General features: G+C 73.0%; 17 protein-coding genes. 11 read left to right on the forward strand and 6 right to left on the reverse strand.

What is annotated here, in order from left to right:
- Positions 1–81: 81 nt before the first annotated feature.
- Positions 82–1026 carry an NAD(+) diphosphatase gene (gene nudC, locus ACFQ9Z_RS20175; protein ID WP_383019463.1) on the forward strand — a complete coding sequence of 315 codons (945 nt, stop codon included), beginning with the start codon at positions 82–84 and terminating at the stop codon, positions 1024–1026.
- 64 nt (positions 1027–1090) lie between these two features.
- Here the strand turns inward: nudC and ACFQ9Z_RS20180 are convergent, their stop codons facing one another.
- Both ACFQ9Z_RS20180 and ACFQ9Z_RS20185 read right to left on the reverse strand, forming a co-directional pair.
- Positions 1091–1285, reverse strand: a complete 195-nt coding sequence (locus tag ACFQ9Z_RS20180; RefSeq protein ID WP_383019466.1) for a hypothetical protein — start codon at positions 1283–1285, stop codon at positions 1091–1093.
- A gap of 128 nt (positions 1286–1413) precedes the next feature.
- The gene (locus ACFQ9Z_RS20185; protein WP_143627174.1) at positions 1414–1671 is read right to left on the reverse strand and encodes a mycoredoxin; all 258 of its coding nucleotides are present in this window, start codon (positions 1669–1671) and stop codon (positions 1414–1416) included.
- A 214-nt stretch (positions 1672–1885) separates the two neighbouring features.
- Here ACFQ9Z_RS20185 and ACFQ9Z_RS20190 point away from each other — a divergent pair, with 214 nt between their 5' ends.
- From ACFQ9Z_RS20190 to ACFQ9Z_RS20205, 4 genes are all read left to right on the forward strand, one after another.
- Entirely contained in the window at positions 1886–4081 is a 2196-nt protein-coding gene (locus ACFQ9Z_RS20190) for an ATP-dependent DNA helicase UvrD2 (protein WP_383019475.1), read from the forward strand.
- A gap of 202 nt (positions 4082–4283) precedes the next feature.
- The gene (locus ACFQ9Z_RS20195; protein ID WP_383019923.1) at positions 4284–4565 is read left to right on the forward strand and encodes a hypothetical protein; all 282 of its coding nucleotides are present in this window, start codon (positions 4284–4286) and stop codon (positions 4563–4565) included.
- 175 nt (positions 4566–4740) lie between these two features.
- Positions 4741–5109, forward strand: coding sequence for a WhiB family transcriptional regulator (locus ACFQ9Z_RS20200; protein ID WP_037660091.1), 369 nt, complete (start codon positions 4741–4743; stop codon positions 5107–5109).
- Complete coding sequence (locus ACFQ9Z_RS20205; protein WP_383019478.1) at positions 5106–5429, forward strand: hypothetical protein; 324 nt, start codon at positions 5106–5108, stop codon at positions 5427–5429. The genes ACFQ9Z_RS20200 and ACFQ9Z_RS20205 overlap by 4 nt, the downstream gene beginning before the upstream one ends.
- 105 nt (positions 5430–5534) lie before the next feature.
- Here ACFQ9Z_RS20205 and ACFQ9Z_RS20210 read toward each other — a convergent pair whose 3' ends face one another.
- Positions 5535–6902: an ABC1 kinase family protein gene (locus tag ACFQ9Z_RS20210; protein WP_383019482.1), complete on the reverse strand. Its 1368-nt coding sequence runs from the start codon at positions 6900–6902 to the stop codon at positions 5535–5537.
- Positions 6895–8127 carry a TOMM precursor leader peptide-binding protein gene (locus ACFQ9Z_RS20215; RefSeq protein ID WP_383019487.1) on the reverse strand — a complete coding sequence of 411 codons (1233 nt, stop codon included), beginning with the start codon at positions 8125–8127 and terminating at the stop codon, positions 6895–6897. Before ACFQ9Z_RS20215 ends, ACFQ9Z_RS20210 begins: the two co-directional genes overlap by 8 nt.
- 278 nt (positions 8128–8405) lie before the next feature.
- Between ACFQ9Z_RS20215 and ACFQ9Z_RS20220 the strand changes: the two genes are divergently transcribed.
- The 4 genes from ACFQ9Z_RS20220 to ACFQ9Z_RS20235 all read left to right on the forward strand — a co-directional run bounded on the left by ACFQ9Z_RS20220 (position 8406) and on the right by ACFQ9Z_RS20235 (position 12273).
- Positions 8406–9002 carry a M48 family metallopeptidase gene (locus ACFQ9Z_RS20220; RefSeq protein ID WP_383019491.1) on the forward strand — a complete coding sequence of 199 codons (597 nt, stop codon included), beginning with the start codon at positions 8406–8408 and terminating at the stop codon, positions 9000–9002.
- Between the two features lie 135 nt (positions 9003–9137).
- Positions 9138–10808 carry a TerD family protein gene (locus ACFQ9Z_RS20225; RefSeq protein ID WP_383019494.1) on the forward strand — a complete coding sequence of 557 codons (1671 nt, stop codon included), beginning with the start codon at positions 9138–9140 and terminating at the stop codon, positions 10806–10808.
- Between the two features lie 11 nt (positions 10809–10819).
- Positions 10820–11500 (forward strand): AIM24 family protein, encoded by a 681-nt coding sequence (locus tag ACFQ9Z_RS20230; protein WP_143627154.1) that lies wholly within the window; start codon positions 10820–10822, stop codon positions 11498–11500.
- Positions 11501–11517: 17 nt separating this feature from the next.
- A complete protein-coding gene (locus ACFQ9Z_RS20235; RefSeq protein ID WP_383019499.1) occupies positions 11518–12273 on the forward strand; it encodes an AIM24 family protein in 756 nt (251 codons plus the stop codon).
- Positions 12274–12336: 63 nt separating this feature from the next.
- Here the strand turns inward: ACFQ9Z_RS20235 and ACFQ9Z_RS20240 are convergent, their stop codons facing one another.
- Both ACFQ9Z_RS20240 and ACFQ9Z_RS20245 read right to left on the reverse strand, forming a co-directional pair.
- Positions 12337–12858 carry an NUDIX hydrolase gene (locus ACFQ9Z_RS20240; RefSeq protein WP_383019502.1) on the reverse strand — a complete coding sequence of 174 codons (522 nt, stop codon included), beginning with the start codon at positions 12856–12858 and terminating at the stop codon, positions 12337–12339.
- Positions 12855–14294, reverse strand: coding sequence for a zinc-dependent metalloprotease (locus ACFQ9Z_RS20245; RefSeq protein ID WP_383019505.1), 1440 nt, complete (start codon positions 14292–14294; stop codon positions 12855–12857). Before ACFQ9Z_RS20245 ends, ACFQ9Z_RS20240 begins: the two co-directional genes overlap by 4 nt.
- A 191-nt stretch (positions 14295–14485) precedes the next feature.
- Here ACFQ9Z_RS20245 and ACFQ9Z_RS20250 point away from each other — a divergent pair, with 191 nt between their 5' ends.
- Positions 14486–15646, forward strand: coding sequence for an SDR family oxidoreductase (locus ACFQ9Z_RS20250; RefSeq protein ID WP_383019508.1), 1161 nt, complete (start codon positions 14486–14488; stop codon positions 15644–15646).
- A gap of 135 nt (positions 15647–15781) precedes the next feature.
- Entirely contained in the window at positions 15782–16243 is a 462-nt protein-coding gene (locus tag ACFQ9Z_RS20255) for a molybdenum cofactor biosynthesis protein MoaE (protein ID WP_383019512.1), read from the forward strand.
- The last annotated feature ends 66 nt before the right edge of the window (positions 16244–16309 follow it).

Here is a 16309-nt window from a genome sequence, read left to right on the forward strand (position 1 = left end):
GGTGCGCTCCCGCCCTGAGTCCGCCGAACCACCCGCCGAAACGAACCGTTGCACTTTGCACTGGGGGAGTTGGAAGCACCCGTGACCACCTGGACCGACCAGACCGCCGACCGCCCCATCTCACTGACCGCCCCGAGCGGCATCGACCGCGCCGCCCACCACCGGCTCGACGAGGCCTGGCTCGCGGCGGCGTGGAGCCACCCCACGACCCGCTGCTTCGTGGTCTCCGGCGGCCAGGTCCTCATCGACGAGACTCCCGACGGCCGTACCGAGCTCGTCATGACCCCGTCCTTCGAGGCGCCGCTCACCGAAGCCCACCGCTACTTCCTCGGCAACGACGAGGAGGGCGTCAGCTACTTCGCGCTCCAGAAGGACTCCCTGCCCGGCCGCATCGACCAGTCCGCGCGCCCGGCGGGCCTGCGCGAGGCCGGACTGCTGCTGTCGCCGCGGGACGCGGGCCTCATGGTGCACGCCGTCGGCCTGGAGAACTGGCAGCGCACCCACCGCTTCTGCTCCCGCTGCGGCGAGCGCACGGTCATCGCCGCCGCCGGCCACATCCGCCGCTGCCAGGCCTGCGGCGCCGAGCACTACCCGCGCACCGACCCGGCGGTGATCATGACCGTCACCGACGAGGACGACCGGATCCTGCTCGGCCGGCAGGTCCACTGGCCCGAGGGCCGCTTCTCCACGCTCGCCGGTTTCGTCGAGCCCGGTGAGTCCATCGAGCAGGCCGTGCGCCGCGAGGTCTTCGAGGAGGCGGGCGTCGTCGTCGGCCCGGTCGAGTACGTGGCCAGCCAGCCCTGGCCCTTCCCGTCCAGCCTCATGCTCGGCTTCATGGCCCGCGCCACCTCCACCGACATCACCGTCGACGGCGACGAGATCCACGAGGCCCGCTGGTTCTCCCGCGAGGACCTGTGCACGGCCTTCGAGACCGGCGAGGTGCTGCCGCCCTACGGCATCTCCATCGCCGCCCGCCTGATCGAGATGTGGTACGGCAAGCCGCTGCCGACGCGCAGCGTCGTCTAGGACGCGGGACGGTCCACCGTCCGCGACCCCGCCGGCCCGTCGGGGCGGGCGGGGTCGCGCCGTCTCAGGGAAGCAGGGGGCGCCCCTGCCTCGCGGCTTCGAAGTGCTCGTCCCTGAGCGCGTCGTATCCGTGCTCAGCGGCGAACCGCCGGACGCGGCCGAGCGGAGAGTCGGGCGGGGGCGGGTCCTCGCTGATCGTGACGCCGAGCAACTGTGCCCAGAACGCCGCTGCCACGTCCTGCGGGTCATTCATGTCCATGCCGCGCACGGTAGCCGCAGGGTCCGACAATCCGGTGCGCGAGGCGCGCGGGCACACAGAACCCGCGCGGGCACACAGAACCCCCGACCGGCCGTAGAGGCCGTCGGGGGTCGTGCGGCGGGGAAGGGTCAGGCGGTGAGGGCCTGCTTCACCTGGGCCAGGCTCGGGTTCGTCATCACGACCTCGTTGCCACCGGCGGTGGGGACCACGCGGACGGTCGGGACCGTCTGGTTTCCGCCGTTCGCCTTCTCCACGAAGGCCGCGGACTCCGGGTCCTGCTCGATGTTGATCTCGGTGTACGCGATGCCCTCGCGGTCCAGCTGGCTCTTCAGTCGACGGCAGTAGCCACACCAAGTCGTGCTGTACATCGTCACAGTGCCCTGCATGTCTCGCGCTCCTCAGGCAGCTCGGGGAAGGTCGTCCAGGGAGTGAACGCGGCGGGCGGGGCGGGCATTCCCCGCCCCCCTTCGCACCGGCCCGGACGGCGCCGCCCCCGCCGGACCGCCTCCGTCCGTGACGCCCGCCGCATAAGTACGACCGCGGGCCCCCGCCTGTGGACAACCGGCACAGTGGTCCCGGGCGACCTGGCAGCATGGCCATGTGACACCAGCAACGCACTCCACCCTTTTCCCGCAGGTACCGGGCACGGCCGACGCGGTGCTCGACGGGCTCGACCCCGAGCAGCGCGAGGTGGCCACCGCCCTGCACGGACCGGTGTGCGTCCTGGCCGGAGCGGGCACCGGCAAGACCCGGGCGATCACCCACCGCATCGCCTACGGCGTCCGGGCGGGCATCCTCCAGCCGTCCAGCGTGCTCGCCGTCACCTTCACCAACCGCGCCGCCGGAGAGATGCGCGGGCGCCTGCGCCAGCTCGGGGCCCAGGGCGTCCAGGCCCGCACCTTCCACTCCGCCGCGCTGCGGCAGCTGCAGTACTTCTGGCCGAAAGCCGTCGGCGGTTCCATGCCCAGGCTGGTGGACCGCAAGATCCAGCTCGTCGCCGACGCGGCCGCCGCGTGCAACCTCCGCCTCGACCGGGGCGAGCTGCGGGACGTCACCGGCGAGATCGAGTGGTCCAAGGTCACCCAGACCGTCCCGGCCGACTACGCGTACGCGGCTGCGAAGGCCGGCCGGGAAGCCCCGCGCGACCCGGCGGAGATCGCCCACGTCTACGCCGCCTACGAGAACCTCAAGCGGGACCGCGCCGTCATCGACTTCGAGGACGTCCTGCTGCTGACCGTCGCCGTCCTCCAGGACCGGCAGGACATCGCCGAACAGGTCCGCGCCCAGTACCAGCACTTCGTCGTCGACGAGTACCAGGACGTCAGCCCCCTGCAGCAGCGCCTTCTGGAGCTGTGGCTCGGCGACCGCGAGAACCTCTGCGTCGTCGGCGACGCCAGCCAGACGATCTACTCGTTCACCGGAGCAACGCCCGACCACCTCATCGACTTCCGCTCCCGGCATCCCCGCGCCACCGTCGTCAAGCTGATCCGCGACTACCGCTCCACCCCGCAGGTCGTGCACCTCGCCAACGGCCTGCTCAGCCAGGCCCGCGGCCGCGCCGCCGATCACCGGCTGGAACTCGTCTCCCAGCGCGCCCCCGGCCCCGAACCCGTCTACGCCGAGTACACCGACGAACCCGCCGAGGCCGAGGGCGCCGCCCGCCGCATCCGCGAGCTCATCGACGCCGGCGTCCCAGCCTCCGAGATCGCCGTCCTGTTCCGTACGAACTCCCAGTCCGAGACCTACGAGCAGGCCCTGGCCGACGCCGGCGTCCCCTACCAGCTGCGCGGCGCGGAACGCTTCTTCGACCGGCCCGAGGTGCGCAAGGCGGGGGTCGCCCTGCGCGGCGCGGCCCGCTTCGGCGGCAACGACTCCCTGCTGGACGACGCCGTCGACCTGCCCTCACAGGTGCGCGCCGTCCTCTCCGGAGAGGGCTGGACCACCATGCCCCCGGCCGGCTCCGGCGCCGTCCGCGAACGCTGGGAGTCGCTGGCCGCCCTGGTCAACCTCGCCCACGACTTCTCCGCCGCCCGCCCCGGCGCCACCCTCGGGGACTTCGTCGCCGAACTCGACGAGCGGGCCGGCGCCCAGCACGCCCCCACCGTCCAGGGCGTCACCCTGGCCTCCCTGCACGCGGCCAAGGGCCTGGAGTGGGACGTGGTCTTCCTCGTCGGCGTCGCCGAGGGCATGGTGCCGATCACCTACGCCAGGACCGACGAGCAGATCGAGGAGGAGCGCCGCCTCCTCTACGTCGGCGTGACCCGCGCCCGGGAGCGCCTCCACCTCTCCTGGTCCCTGTCCCGGGCACCGGGCGGACGGCCCAACCGCAGGCCCAGCCGCTTCCTCGACGGCCTGCGCCCCGGAAGCGCCGCCACCGCCGGCCGCACCGGCGCGGGCGCCGCCGGAGGCATCGAGCGCGGCACGGCCGTGCGCGCCCCGGCCGTCCCCCGGCGCACCCAGCGCACCGTGGCCCGCTGCCGGGTCTGCGGCCGCACCCTCACCGACGCCGGCGAGATGAAGCTGATGCGCTGCGAGGACTGCCCCTCCGACATGGACGAGGGCGTCTACGAGCGGCTGCGCGAATGGCGCGCAGTCCAGGCGCAGCGCAGCGGGCAGCCGGACTTCTGCGTCTTCACCGACCGCACCCTGATGGCCATCGCCGAGGCGCGGCCCGAGGACCCCGCCGAACTCTCCCGGATCCCCGGCGTCCGCGCCCGCAAGCTGCAGCGCTACGGAGCCGATGTTCTGGCCATCTGCGCGGGCCAGGAGATCGGGACGGAGGGCGTGCGGGACTGACGCCAACTCGTCGAAAAAATAGTTTGCGCATGCCCCGCGAATCCCCATAGGTTCTAGGCACGGAAGCGGCGGCCTTCTCCGAGGCCCTGACTCCGTGTTGTACTTGCGTATCCGAGCGGATCGGTTCACCCCGGTCCCCCCAAGACGCCGAGAGGAGGCGAGTCCAGTGATCAGCATCGAGACCATCATCAGTGCGGCCAAAATGACCGATCGCTCGGCCGTCTCCACGTGCATGCTCGGCGCCTCGAACCAGGGCACCGGTCTGTCCGGCATCCGTGCCGTCCGTCCGGCGTCCTCCCCTGCTCTCGCGGTCCTTCCCGTCCGTGAGCGCAATGAGCGACCGACGAAGGCACTGGAAGCGGTAGCGGCACAGGCGCATGCCTATGCCTTTGCGGCGGCCGGTGCCGGATTCCGGAAGCAGACGACGCAGAACCACCTGATGTGGGCCTTCCGTGGGCCAGAACCCTGGAGTGATCCAGCCTGATCGCCGATCAGGCCGGCGCCTTCAGGGCCGCGGAACCCCACCCGGGATCCGCGGCCCTTCTGTTTGCCCCGAACGGGGACGACGGAGCGAAGGGGCCTCGGGACAGGAAAAGAACCCGGTACCAAGCCGACGCCCGGTCAACCGGCCGGAACGACCAGACGAGGAAGACCTGATCGTGCAACTCGAAGCGCACGCCCCGTCCGTACCGCCTTCACAAACGATCCCCCCGCCCGGCCTCACGGAGGACTCCACCTTGATCCCGCTCACCGCGCTCACCGCGCTCGACGACGCCATCGAGAACCTCGGCGTACCCGTCCCCTGCCGTTCCTACGACCCCGAGGTCTTCTTCGCCGAGTCGCCGGCCGACGTCGAGTACGCCAAGTCCCTCTGCCGCACCTGCCCGCTGATGGAGGCCTGCCTGGCCGGGGCGAAGGAGCGGCGTGAGCCCTGGGGCGTCTGGGGTGGCGAGCTGTTCGTCCAGGGTGTCGTCGTCGCCCGCAAGCGGCCGCGTGGCCGCCCGCGCAAGAACCCGGTCACAGCATGAACGCCGCAGGAACCATCGACCGTCCCCTCACGCACGACCCCAAGAAGCAGGCCCCGATGAAGCCGTCCACCAGCGAGCCCGCAGGCTCCGCGACCCCAGACTTCACCACCACCGGCGCGATCGACTCGCGTCAGAACAGGACCCGAGAGATGCAACTCATCCCAGAAGCCCTGGCTCGTGCGCATATGCACGACATGCTGCAAGACGCCGAGCGGGAGCGCCGGGCCGCGCGCCTGGCGACCGCCCGGCGGATGCAGCGCCGGGCGGAGCGCGCCTCGATGCGCGCTCGCCGTGCGCTGGCCATGGCCGTCATGCAGTGATCCAGCACATCTGAAGTGGTGGCCTCCCGGCGACGGGAGGCGAAGCCTTCACCGCGGGGGCCGGTCCGTCCTGACGGGCCGGCCCCCGCGGCGCGTTCGCGGCGGTCACGCCTCCGCCGGCTCCTCCTCGTCCAGCTCGTCCACCGTGACGAAGCCGGGAAGCCACTCCTCCAGCTCGTCACGCAGCCGCACCGTGGCCCCGAGCTGGCAGAGCACACCGATGGTGCTCAGCGTCACCCGGTGGATCAGCAGGTACGCCGGCGGCAGGTTGAGCCGCTTGCCGAGCTGGTAGGCGGGGGAGCGGACGTCGGCGATGCGGGCCGCCTGGCTGCGCATCCACGAGCGGGTGAAGGTGAACGCCTCGACCCGGGCCGGTTCGATGATCGGCAGCAGGTAGTCGAGGACCGCTTCGGGATCCAGCTCTATGGAGTCCTTGACGAACCCCTCCGAGCACAGCAGCTCGTAGACCGTCTCGGCCTCGCCGTCCAGGGTCATCCGCAGCGAGACGCCTATCGGCTCCGGCAGACCGCCCGGGAGCCGGTCGACCGTGCCGAAGTCCAGGACGCCCAGGCGCCACTCGCCGTCGCCGTCCGGGTCGCCCGGCATCAGGCGGAAGTTGCCCGGGTGCGGGTCGGCGTGCAGCAGTCCGGTGCGGGCCGGGCCGGAGAAGAGGAAGCGGGCCAGGAGCTGGCCGGCCCGGTCGCGCTGCTCCTCGGTGCCGTCGTTGATGACCTCCGACAGCGGGATCCCGTCGATCCACTCGGTGACCAGGATCTGGTCGCACTGGTGGACCACCGCCGGGACCACCACGTCGGGGTCGTCCGCGAACTCCTCCGCGTGCGCCTGCTGGGCCTGCGCCTCCAGCGCGTAGTCCAGTTCCTCGGAGACCCGGTCCCGCATCTCCGCGATGAGCGGCTTGATGTCCATGCCGGGGATCAGCGGCCCGAGCAGCCGGGCGAAGCGGCTGAGCTGGCTCAGGTCGGACAGCAGGGCCTCGCCCGCGCCCGGGTACTGCACCTTGACCGCCACCTCACGGCCGTCGTGCCACACCGCTCGGTGGACCTGCCCGATGGAGGCAGCGGCCGCCGGCTTGTCCTCGAACTCCAGGAACAGCTCCCGCCACTCGGCGCCCAGCCGCTCCTCGAGCACCGCGTGCACCGTGCGGGTGGGCATCGGCGGCGCCGCGTCCTGGAGCTTGGTCAGCGCCGCACGGTAGGGGCCCGCGATCTCCTCGGGCAGGGCGGACTCGAAGACGGACATCGCCTGCCCGAACTTCATGGCCCCGCCCTTCAGCTCGCCGAGGACCTTGAACAACTGCTCCGCCGTGCGCTGCTGGAGCTCCCTGCCGACGATCTCCGCGGACTCGCCCACGATTCGCTTGCCCAGCCCCCAGGTCGCCCGGCCGGCGAAGCCGAGCGGGAGCGCGGCGAGCTTGGCGGTTCGGGTGACCGCCTTGCGCGGAAGATCAGACATGCGCCCTCCAAGTCCCAGTCGGCCCCAACGCGACTGCCTCGCGTCGTTGCTCCGGCGACAGCCGTGGTACCGCCATTGTCCCGCGTGGCTCCTCATCCGTGGAGGAGTGCTCCCCCTCAGCCCTCTCCGTCGCCCCGCAGCCGCATGCCGGATGCGCGGCCACCGGCCGGGAATGCCAGGTCAGACCGGGCAGGGACGCCTCCCAGCGGGCGCCCGCGCTGGACGGCCACTCCCCGTCGAGGAAGGCCGTGGCATGGGCCGCGGCCAGTCCGGCGACGGCCGTGGCGAGAGCCAGATCACAGGCTCCCACCCGGCGGGCGTCGCCGGAACGCCACTGGGCGACCAGCCGGGGCCAGGCCGGGTCGTGGTCCGTGCGCTCCTGGTGCAGGCAGCCCGCGCAGCCCGTGGCGCCGGGCAGGACGAGGGGCCCGACCACGCCCGTCCCCTCCACGACCCCGGCGTACAGATGGGGCGTGCCGGAGGCCATGAGCGGCTCGGCGGCGAACGGGTCCGGCGCGTGCACGGCGACGTCGTCGCGCGGGGCGATGATCACCAGGGAGAGGCCGGGATCGTCGGCGCCCACGCCGTCGGGGGACGTGGCCCGGCCGGCGCGGGTGCGGCGCGCCGGCCGGCCCGGGGCCGCCCGGCGGACGGCCGCCCGGGCCGCCTCCTGCCGGCGTTCACGCAGCGAGTCGGCGGGCAGCCCGCCCGGCGCCACGTCCCACGGCTCGACCCGCCCCACGTCGCGCACGTCGACCTCTCCGACCCCGGCCCCGGACAGCACGGAAGCCAGCAGGGCGCCGACCCGCCCCGCGCCCCGCACCTGCACGCGCAGCGAGCCGCGGGCGGCGAGCCGGCCGAGCGCGCCGCCCGGTTCGGGCGTGGTCAGGGACAGCGAGGCGAGGTCGGGGCGCAGCCGCTCCATGACGTCCGTCCTCTCTCGCAGGGCGTCGGCGGCCGGTCCGCCGCCGCGTGTGTCGTCGAGCAGGCCCGCGCGGCCCAGCCGCGCGAGCAGCGTGTCGACCTGGCCGTCCGGCAGGTCCATGCGCCGGCCCTCGTCCCGCAGCAGAGGCAGGCCGCGGGTGCCGTTGAGCAGGTCCAGGAAGCTGCCGGTCGCCGTGTCCATCGGTCCCAGTGTCATCGCGTGCGCCGGGGTCATCCCGAACTGCACCGTGTTGAGGTCGCGCCAGCCGCGCCGCAGCGCGGGTTTCACCATCGGATGCATGACAGCCCCCGTGTCCGTCGCATTCTCCTGAATTGCCCCCCGGGTGGGCAAACGTCCCGAGGCCGGTGGAGCCGGTCGTGCTCCGCCGACCTCGCCAAGCATGCAGGGCCGTGCCGGAGGCGTGCCCGCGGTTGTCCACAGGCTGGGGGTGTTCGTCGTACGAATCGGCGGCACCAGTCGGGCATATCGGTCGTACAAATCAGACACACGGAGGGGTATCCGCGGCCGGGCGTCCCGGTGCCGGGACTTCGGCCCGGCCCAGCGGGTAACGTCGGGGCGTGCCCGCCGACCCCCTGCACCGCGCCGGACAACCGCAGCGCGGCATGACGAACCAGCCGCCGAGCGGCTCGGGGGCGAGCCCGATCGAGGTGCGCAGGAGCACCCGGCGCCGCCGGACGGTCTCCGCCTACCGCGAGGGCGACCGCACCGTCGTGCTGATCCCCGCCAGGATGTCGGAGGCGGAGGAGCGGCGCTGGGTGACCCTCATGCTCGACAAGCTCGCCGCCCAGGAGAGCAGACGGGTGCTGGGCGACGCCGAGCTGACCGGGCGCGCCGAGCGGCTGTCGGCCCAGTACTTCGACGGCCGGGCGCGCCCCGCGTCCGTCCGCTGGGTCACCAACCAGAACACCCGCTGGGGCTCGTGCACCCCGGCCGAGGGCAGCATCCGCCTCTCCCACCGGCTGCAGGGGATGCCGGAGTACGTCGTCGACTACGTCCTCTGCCACGAGCTGGCGCACCTGCTGGTGCCCGGTCACGGGGCCGACTTCTGGCGCCTGCTGGAGAACTACCCGCGCACCGAGCGGGCCCGCGGCTACCTCGAAGGGGTGGTGGCGGCCGGCCGGCTGCCCCACGCGCCCGGCGCGCGCGACGAGTGACCGGGCCGCCGGCGGGGCGTGCGGCCGGTTGTGTACCGGCTCTGTACCGACTCGCACCGGCCGCGTCCTTTGCGGAGATCTGCGGTTAGCCTGACGCGACGCACTCGCATTCGGGATGGGGGACGGTCGTAACGCATGGCCAGGGAATTCCAACGCGGCCACAAGGCCAGGATCAGTGACCTCACCGCGGGCACCGATCTGTACGTAGGCGTGCAGATCGCCGGCCCCGGACTGACCTTCGACATCAGCTGCTTCGGTCTGGACGCCGACGAGCGCCTCTCGGACGACCGGTACTTCGTCTTCTTCAACCAGCCGAAGTCCCCGGAGGAGTCCATCCAGCTGCTGGGCGCCCAGGCCGGCGACACGGAGTCGTTCCGCGTCACGCTGGACCGCGTCCCCGACGGCATCCGCAAACTGTCCTTCACGGCGACCGTCGACGGCGCCGGGCAGATGTCCCAGATCGGCCCCGGATACCTGCGCATCGTGGCCGGCGGTGAGGAGGTCGCGCGGTACTCCTTCGACGGTTCGGAGTTCTCCACCGAGCGGGCCGTGATGCTCGGTGACCTCTACTTCAAGGACGTCTGGCGGTTCGCCGCGGTCGGACAGGGCTTCGACGGCGGCCTGGAGGCGCTGCTGAAGAACTTCGGCGGCGAGGTGCTGGAGGAGGAGGCGCCTGCCGCCCCGCCGCAGCCGCAGTCCACGGCCGCCCCCGGCTTCGCCCCGCCCGCCCAGGCCGCCGCCCCGCCCACCTTCGGCGCACCCGCCGCCCCGGCCCCCGCCCCCGCTCCGGCCCCGCAGGGCTTCGCCCCGCCCGGCGGCACCCCGCCCCCGCCCCCGCCCCCGCCCCCGGCGCCCGCCCCGAACGTGCACGGCGCGCCGACGGTCATCGCGCCCCTGGCCCCGCCCACCGGCGGCGTCGTCCCGCCCCCGGCCCCGGCCCCCGCGCCGTACGGCCAGCCGCCGCAGCCGCCCTACGGCGGTCAGCCCAGCGCGCCGCTGCCCCCGGGCTACGGCCAGCAGCCCTCCCACGGCGGCCAGCCCGGGGCGCCCGTGCCCCCCGGCTTCGGCCAGCAGCCGCCGTACGGCCAGGTCCCCGGCCAGCAGGCCGCCGGGTACGGCGTCCCCCAGGGCGCCCCCCAGGGCGGCGCCGGAGTGACGGCCGCGCTCCAGGCGTTCAAGGAGACGCCCACCGGGCAGCGCTGGACGCTGCAGAACTCCAAGCTCATCCGCGTCGACCTCGGCGTCGGCGGCCAGCCCGTGCTGGCCCGGCAGGGCAGCATGGTGCTCTACCAGGGCAAGGTCGACTTCAACTACAAGGGCGCCGGGTTCACCGGACGGATCGTCGGCAACGCCACCGGCCAGGAGATGCAGCTGATGCGCTGCACCGGCCAGGGCCAGGTCTTCCTCGCCGACGAGTCCACCCACCTGCACCCCGTCGAGCTCCAGGGCGACGCGATCTGCGTCTCCGCGGAGAACGTCCTCGCCTTCGACGAGAGCCTCCAGTACGAGGTCCGGCGGATCGAGGGGCACGGCATCCCCGGCGGCGCGCTGTTCACGATGCAGTTCCAGGGCACCGGCACGATCGTCGTCAAGACGCACGGCACACCCGTCGTGCTGCCGGTGACGCCGACGACGTTCGCCGACTGCCAGGCGGTGGTCGCCTGGTCGGCGGCCGCCCAGGTGATCGTCTCCAGCCAGGTCCGGATGCGCCGCAACGCCTACCCGGGCGACACCGGGGAGAGCGTCAACCTGCAGTTCCGGGGCGCTCCCGGCAACTTCATCGTCGTCCAGCCGTACGAGGTCTGAGGGAGCCCGTCATGAACCAGCCGCTCGCGGGCTACGCCCCCGCACCCGTCACCGCCCGCATGGAGAACCACGGCAACCACATGCTGAAGGTCGCCATGCAGACCGGCAGCGACCTCCTCGCGCGCGTGGGGTCGATGGTCGCGTACGAGGGCTTCATCCAGTACGAGCCCAACCCTCCCGCCGTCCGCCAGGTCGCCCGCGACTGGATCACCGGCGAGGGCGCCCCGCTGATGAAGTGCTCCGGCGACGGACTGCTCTACCTCGCCGACTACGGCGCCGACGTCGTCGTGATCAACCTCAACGGCGACGGCATCTCGGTCAACGCCACCAACCTGCTCGCCTTCGACGCCCACCTCACCTGGGGCGTCGAGCGGGTCAAGGGGCTCGCCAAGTTCGCCGGGCAGGGCCTGTGGAACACCCGGATCTCCGGTCAGGGCTGGGTGGCGCTGACCTCCCGGGGCAAGCCGATCGTCGTCGACTGCGGCGGCGGCGAGGACGAGACGTACGTCGACCCGGACGCGCTCGTCGCCTGGTCCCCGAACCTCAAGGTGAAGGGCAAGCGCAGCTTCAAGGCCCAGTCGCTGATCGGCCGGGGCAGCGGCGAGGCTTACCAGATGGCCTTCTCCGGCCAGGGCATCGTCGTCGTCCAGCCCAGCGAGGACAGCACCGACCGCCTCCGGGTCCGGGGCTGAGGGGGAGTCAGAACACCATGCAGAGCCCGCTTTTCGCCCACAACGAGCAGCAGACCCAGGAGCGCTGGAGCCTGCAGAACAAGCAGATGCTCCGCGTCACCCTGGAGGGCCACGACGACCTCCTCGCCCGCAAGGGCACCATGGTCGCCTACCAGGGCCTCGTCGAGTTCGACGCCGAGTACCGCGGCAGCGGCCAGGCACGCGCGCGCAGGTACACCGGCGAGGGCCTGGACCTGATGCGCTGCCACGGGCAGGGCACGGTCTACCTCGCCAACCTCGCCCAGTACGTGCACGTCATGGACGTCGACCAGGACGGGCTGACGGTGGACAGCTCCTACGTCCTCGCCATGGACTCCACGCTGCACCACGAGGTCATCGCCGTCGACAGCCTCTACGGCATCTCCGGTTCCGGTAAGTACCAGCTGAACATCACCGGGCACGGCAAGGTGGCCCTGATGACCTCGGGCGCGCCGCTGCTGATGCGGGTCACGCCGGACAAGTACGTCAACTGCGACGCCGACGCGATCGTCGCCTGGTCCACCGGGCTGCGGGTGCAGATGCAGGCCCAGACGCACTCCTCGGGCGTCTGGCGGCGGCGCGGCAGCACCGGCGAGGGCTGGGAGCTGAGCTTCATGGGCGCCGGCTTCGCGCTGGTGCAGCCCAGCGAGCTGCTGCCGCCGCAGCACGCGCAGATCGGGCAGGGCCTCGCCGCGCAGTTCGGCATGGGGCAGCAGGGCGCGCGCGGGCAGAACCAGGGCAACGTCTGGAGCTGACCCGCGGTGAGCGCAGGTGAGGGGCGTCCGCGCGCGCGGGCGCCCCTCACCTGCGTCCGGCGCTCACAGCCGGGCGCGCGCCGCTTCCAGCAGCCTCACGACCGACTCGTCGGCCACGCCGGCCACCTCGTCGTACCGGAACCAGCGCAGGTCCAGCGACTCGTCGCTGATCTCCTGGACGGCTCCCGGCGGAGCGAGCGCCGCGTACTGCACGTCGAAGTGACAGTGGCAGGGCGGCGGGATCGGATGCCGGTCCAGCCGGACCGGGCCGCCGGGCACCAGGGACAGTCCAGCGATCCCCGACTCCTCCGCCGCCTCCCGCAGCGCGGCGTCCCGCAGGGTGGCGTCGCCGGGCTCGCAGTGGCCGCCCATCTGCAGCCACATCCGCAGCTTCCGGTGCAGGGTGAGCAGCACCCGGCCGCGCTCGGGGTCGATCACCAGCGCGCTCGCCGTGAGGTGACCGGCCCCGCACGCCTTCCACATGCCGTCCGGGTGCGCCGCCAGGTGGTCGAGATAGGCCTGGCGCAGCCCCTCCTGGCCCTCGTACGCCTTCAGCTCCAGGACGGCCTCGTCGTGCAGGCTCACTCGGTCTCGTCGCCCTTGTCGTCCTCGTCCTTCTTGCGCAGGTCGGGCTTGTCCGCGGCGCCGCCCGCGGCCTCGCCGAGCATCTTGTCCAGCTCGGAGAAGTCGAGCTGCTCGCGGTGCACGAAGCCGTCGGGGTCGTCCAGGTCGGTGGCCGTCGGCAGCATGTCCGGGTGGGCCCACAGGGCGTCCCGGCCGTCCACTCCGCGCGCGTCCGTGAGCGAGGCCCACAGCCGGGAGGCGTCCCGCAGCCGGCGCGGGCGCAGCTCGAGGCCGATCAGCGTGGCGAACGTCTGCTCCGCCGGGCCGCCGGAGGCGCGACGGCGGCGCAGGGTCTCGCGCAGCGCGTCGGCGGACGACAGACGCGGCTTCGCGGCCGCGTGCACCACCGCGTCCACCCAGCCCTCGACGAGCGCCAGAGCGGTCTCCAGACGGGCCAGCGCCGCCTTCTGCTCGGGCGTGTCCTCCGGCTGGAACATGCCCTGCTGAAGGGCGTCCTGCAGCTGCTCGGGGTTCTGCGGGTCGAACTGCCCGACCACGTCCTCAAGCTTGGCCGTGTCGACCTTGATGCCGCGCGCGTAGCCGTCGACGGCGCCGAACAGGTGCGAGCGCAGCCACGGCACGTGCGCGAACAGGCGCTGGTGCGCCGCCTCGCGCAGGGCCAGGTAGAGCCGGACCTCCTCCTGCGGCACGCCGAGGTCCTTGCCGAACGCCGCCACGTTGGCCGGGAGCAGCGCGGCCTTGCCGGCCGGGCCCAGCGGCAGACCGATGTCGGTGGAACCGACGACCTCGCCCGCGAGCACGCCGACGGCCTGCCCGATCTGCGTGCCGAACATGGCGCCGCCCATCGAGCGCATCATGCCGATCAGCGGGCCCGCCATGGCCTGCATCTCCTCCGGCAGCACGTCGCCCATGGCCGCGCCGACCCGCTCGGCGACCGGGTCGACCAGCTCCTGCCACGCGGGCAGGGTGGCCTCGACCCACTCGGCGCGGGACCAGGCCACCGCCGAGGCCGCGCCCGACGGCAGGGACGTGGCGTCGTCCAGCCACAGGTCGGCCAGGCGGACGGCCTCCTGGACCGAGGAGCGCTCGGCGTCGCCGACGCTGGCGTCCTTGACGCCGTCCGAGGTGCCCTGGGAGACCGTCTGGCGGGCGATCTGCTTGGCCATGTCCCAGTTCACCGGGCCGCCCTCGTAGGAGAGCATCTGGCCGAGCTGCTGGAACGCGGCGCCCAGGTCGGTGGGGTTCAGGGATCCGAACATCGCTGCGAGCGGGTTGTCGGCACCGGGGCCGCCAAAGCCTCCGGCTCCGGGCAGCCTGAAACCGAACGGGTTGCCCGGTCCCTGCTCACCACCGCTCTGCTGGTCCTTCTTCTTGCCCTCGTCGCCGTCTTCCGGCTCCTCCGGCGGAAGGCCGAATCCGAATGGGGTGTCACTCACGGGGTTCCTCGGCTGGTAAGGCCACCGGTTCTCTCCGGCGGCGCGGCTGCCCGACGTCACCACCCAGCGTAGACACCCCGACCCGATCAGGCCTCGGTGCTTCGCCCACGGAAAGCCTGCGGCAGGATGGATGCACCTGGTACGTGCGCCTCAATCGCGCCCGTACCGAAGACAACCGCTGGAGACGCCCGGTGAGTTCCCCAGATCCACAGGTTCGCGCAGCGCGAAACCGTTCAGACCGCCCGTCGCCCGACCGACGCCCCTCCACCCCCGCGTCGCGCGCCGACGGCGCGACCGCCGTGCGCGGGCCCGTCGTGGCGGTCACCGGCGCGGCCGCCGGGGTCGGCGCCATGCTCACCGAGCGGCTCGCCGCCTCCGAGGAGATCAAGCAGGTCATCGCCATCGACGAACGGCGCGGGGAGTGCGCCGCCGCCCAGTGGCACATCCTCGACGTCCGCGATCCGGCGATCGCGGACAAGCTGCGGGGCGCGGACGTGGTGGTGCACCTCGCGCTCGACCTCGACCTGGAGACCGATCCCGCGGCCCGCACGGCCTACAACGTCCGGGGCACGCAGACCGTGCTGACCGCCGCGGCGGCGGCCGGAGTGCACCGGGTGGTGCTGTGCACCTCCGCGATGGTCTACGGGGCGCTGCCGGACAACGAGCTGCCCCTGTCGGAGGACGCCGAGCTGCGCGCGACGGCCGAGGCCACCGGCGTCGGGGACCTGCTGGAGATCGAGCGGCTGGCGCGGCGCGCCCCGCGGGCGCACCCGGGGCTGAACGTCACGGTGGTGCGGCCCGCCGTGCTGGTGGGAGGCACCGACACCGCGCTGACCCGGTACTTCGAGTCGCCCCGGCTGCTGGTGGTCGCCGGGTCGCGGCCGGCCTGGCAGTTCTGCCACGTCGAGGACCTGTGCGGCGCTCTGGAGTACGCCGTCCTGGAGAAGGTCGACGGGGAACTGGCCGTCGGCTGCGACGGGTGGCTGGAGCAGGAGGAGGTCGAGGAGCTGAGCGGCATCCGGCGGATGGAGCTGCCGTCGGCGGTCGCCCTGGGCGCGGCCGCCCGGCTCCACCGGATCGGGCTCACCCCGTCCCCGGCGGGCGACCTGGCGTACACGATGTACCCCTGGGTGGTCAGCGGGAGCCGGCTGCACGACGCCGGGTGGCGGCCCCGCTGGACCAACGAGGAGGTGCTGGCGGAGCTGCTGGGGGAGGTCTCCGGGCGGCACACGGTCGCCGGCCGCAGGCTGGGGCGCAAGGACGCCACGGCCGCGGGCGCGGCGGGCGCCACGGTTGCGCTGCTGGGCGCGGCCGCCGTGGTGCGGCGGGCCCGCAAGGCCCGCCGGCGGTGAGGGGAACGGCTCCCGCGGCGTCTTCCGTGGAGGACCGCGCCCGGCGCGCCCTGTAGGAGGCTCCAAGACTCCGCGCGCGCGTGCCTGGTGAAAGTCGTATTCCGGGACGGGGATGCGTGGGGCACGATGGAGGGCATGGCACCCACGAACGATCATCCCGGTGAGCAGCCGGCGCAGGACCCCATCAAGCTGATCGGCGTGCGGGACACCCCGCTCTCCCTCGACGAGGTGTTCGCGGCCGTCGGGGACGACGCGGCCGGCGGCACCGCGCTGTTCGTGGGGACGGTGCGCAACCACGACGGGGGCGCCGACGTGGACGCGCTCGGGTACTCCTGCCACCCCAGCGCCGAGGCCGAGATGCGGCGGATCGCCGAGAAGGTCGCCGCCGAGTTCCCGGTGCGGGCGCTGGCCGCCGTCCACCGGGTGGGGGACCTCCGGGTCGGGGACCTCGCCGTCGTCGTCGGCGTGTCGTGCCCCCATCGGGGTGAGGCGTTCGAGGCCTGCCGCCGGCTCATCGACGACCTGAAGCACGAGGTGCCCATCTGGAAGCACCAGCGGTTCTCCGACGGGACCGAGGAATGGGTCGGTGCCTGCTGACCGGCGTCACCGGGCGCGGACCGGCCCGCCCGCTTGCGTAACCACCCCCCGCGCGTGAGCGTTGTC

The sequence above is a fragment of the Streptomyces sp. NPDC056580 genome (assembly GCF_042793175.1).
Lineage (GTDB): Bacteria > Actinomycetota > Actinomycetes > Streptomycetales > Streptomycetaceae > Streptomyces.

Coding starts and splice junctions, on each gene's coding strand:
- ACFQ9Z_RS20215 (WP_383019487.1), bottom strand. CDS start 8,127: ATGCATCCGATGGTGAAACCCGCGCTGCGGCGCGGCTGGCGCGACCTC.
- ACFQ9Z_RS20210 (WP_383019482.1), bottom strand. CDS start 6,902: ATGTCTGATCTTCCGCGCAAGGCGGTCACCCGAACCGCCAAGCTCGCC.
- ACFQ9Z_RS20235 (WP_383019499.1), top strand. CDS start 11,518: ATGCAGAGCCCGCTTTTCGCCCACAACGAGCAGCAGACCCAGGAGCGC.
- ACFQ9Z_RS20230 (WP_143627154.1), top strand. CDS start 10,820: ATGAACCAGCCGCTCGCGGGCTACGCCCCCGCACCCGTCACCGCCCGC.
- ACFQ9Z_RS20195 (WP_383019923.1), top strand. CDS start 4,284: ATGACCGATCGCTCGGCCGTCTCCACGTGCATGCTCGGCGCCTCGAAC.
- ACFQ9Z_RS20225 (WP_383019494.1), top strand. CDS start 9,138: ATGGCCAGGGAATTCCAACGCGGCCACAAGGCCAGGATCAGTGACCTC.
- ACFQ9Z_RS20205 (WP_383019478.1), top strand. CDS start 5,106: ATGAACGCCGCAGGAACCATCGACCGTCCCCTCACGCACGACCCCAAG.
- ACFQ9Z_RS20180 (WP_383019466.1), bottom strand. CDS start 1,285: ATGGACATGAATGACCCGCAGGACGTGGCAGCGGCGTTCTGGGCACAG.
- ACFQ9Z_RS20255 (WP_383019512.1), top strand. CDS start 15,782: ATGGCACCCACGAACGATCATCCCGGTGAGCAGCCGGCGCAGGACCCC.
- ACFQ9Z_RS20185 (WP_143627174.1), bottom strand. CDS start 1,671: ATGCAGGGCACTGTGACGATGTACAGCACGACTTGGTGTGGCTACTGC.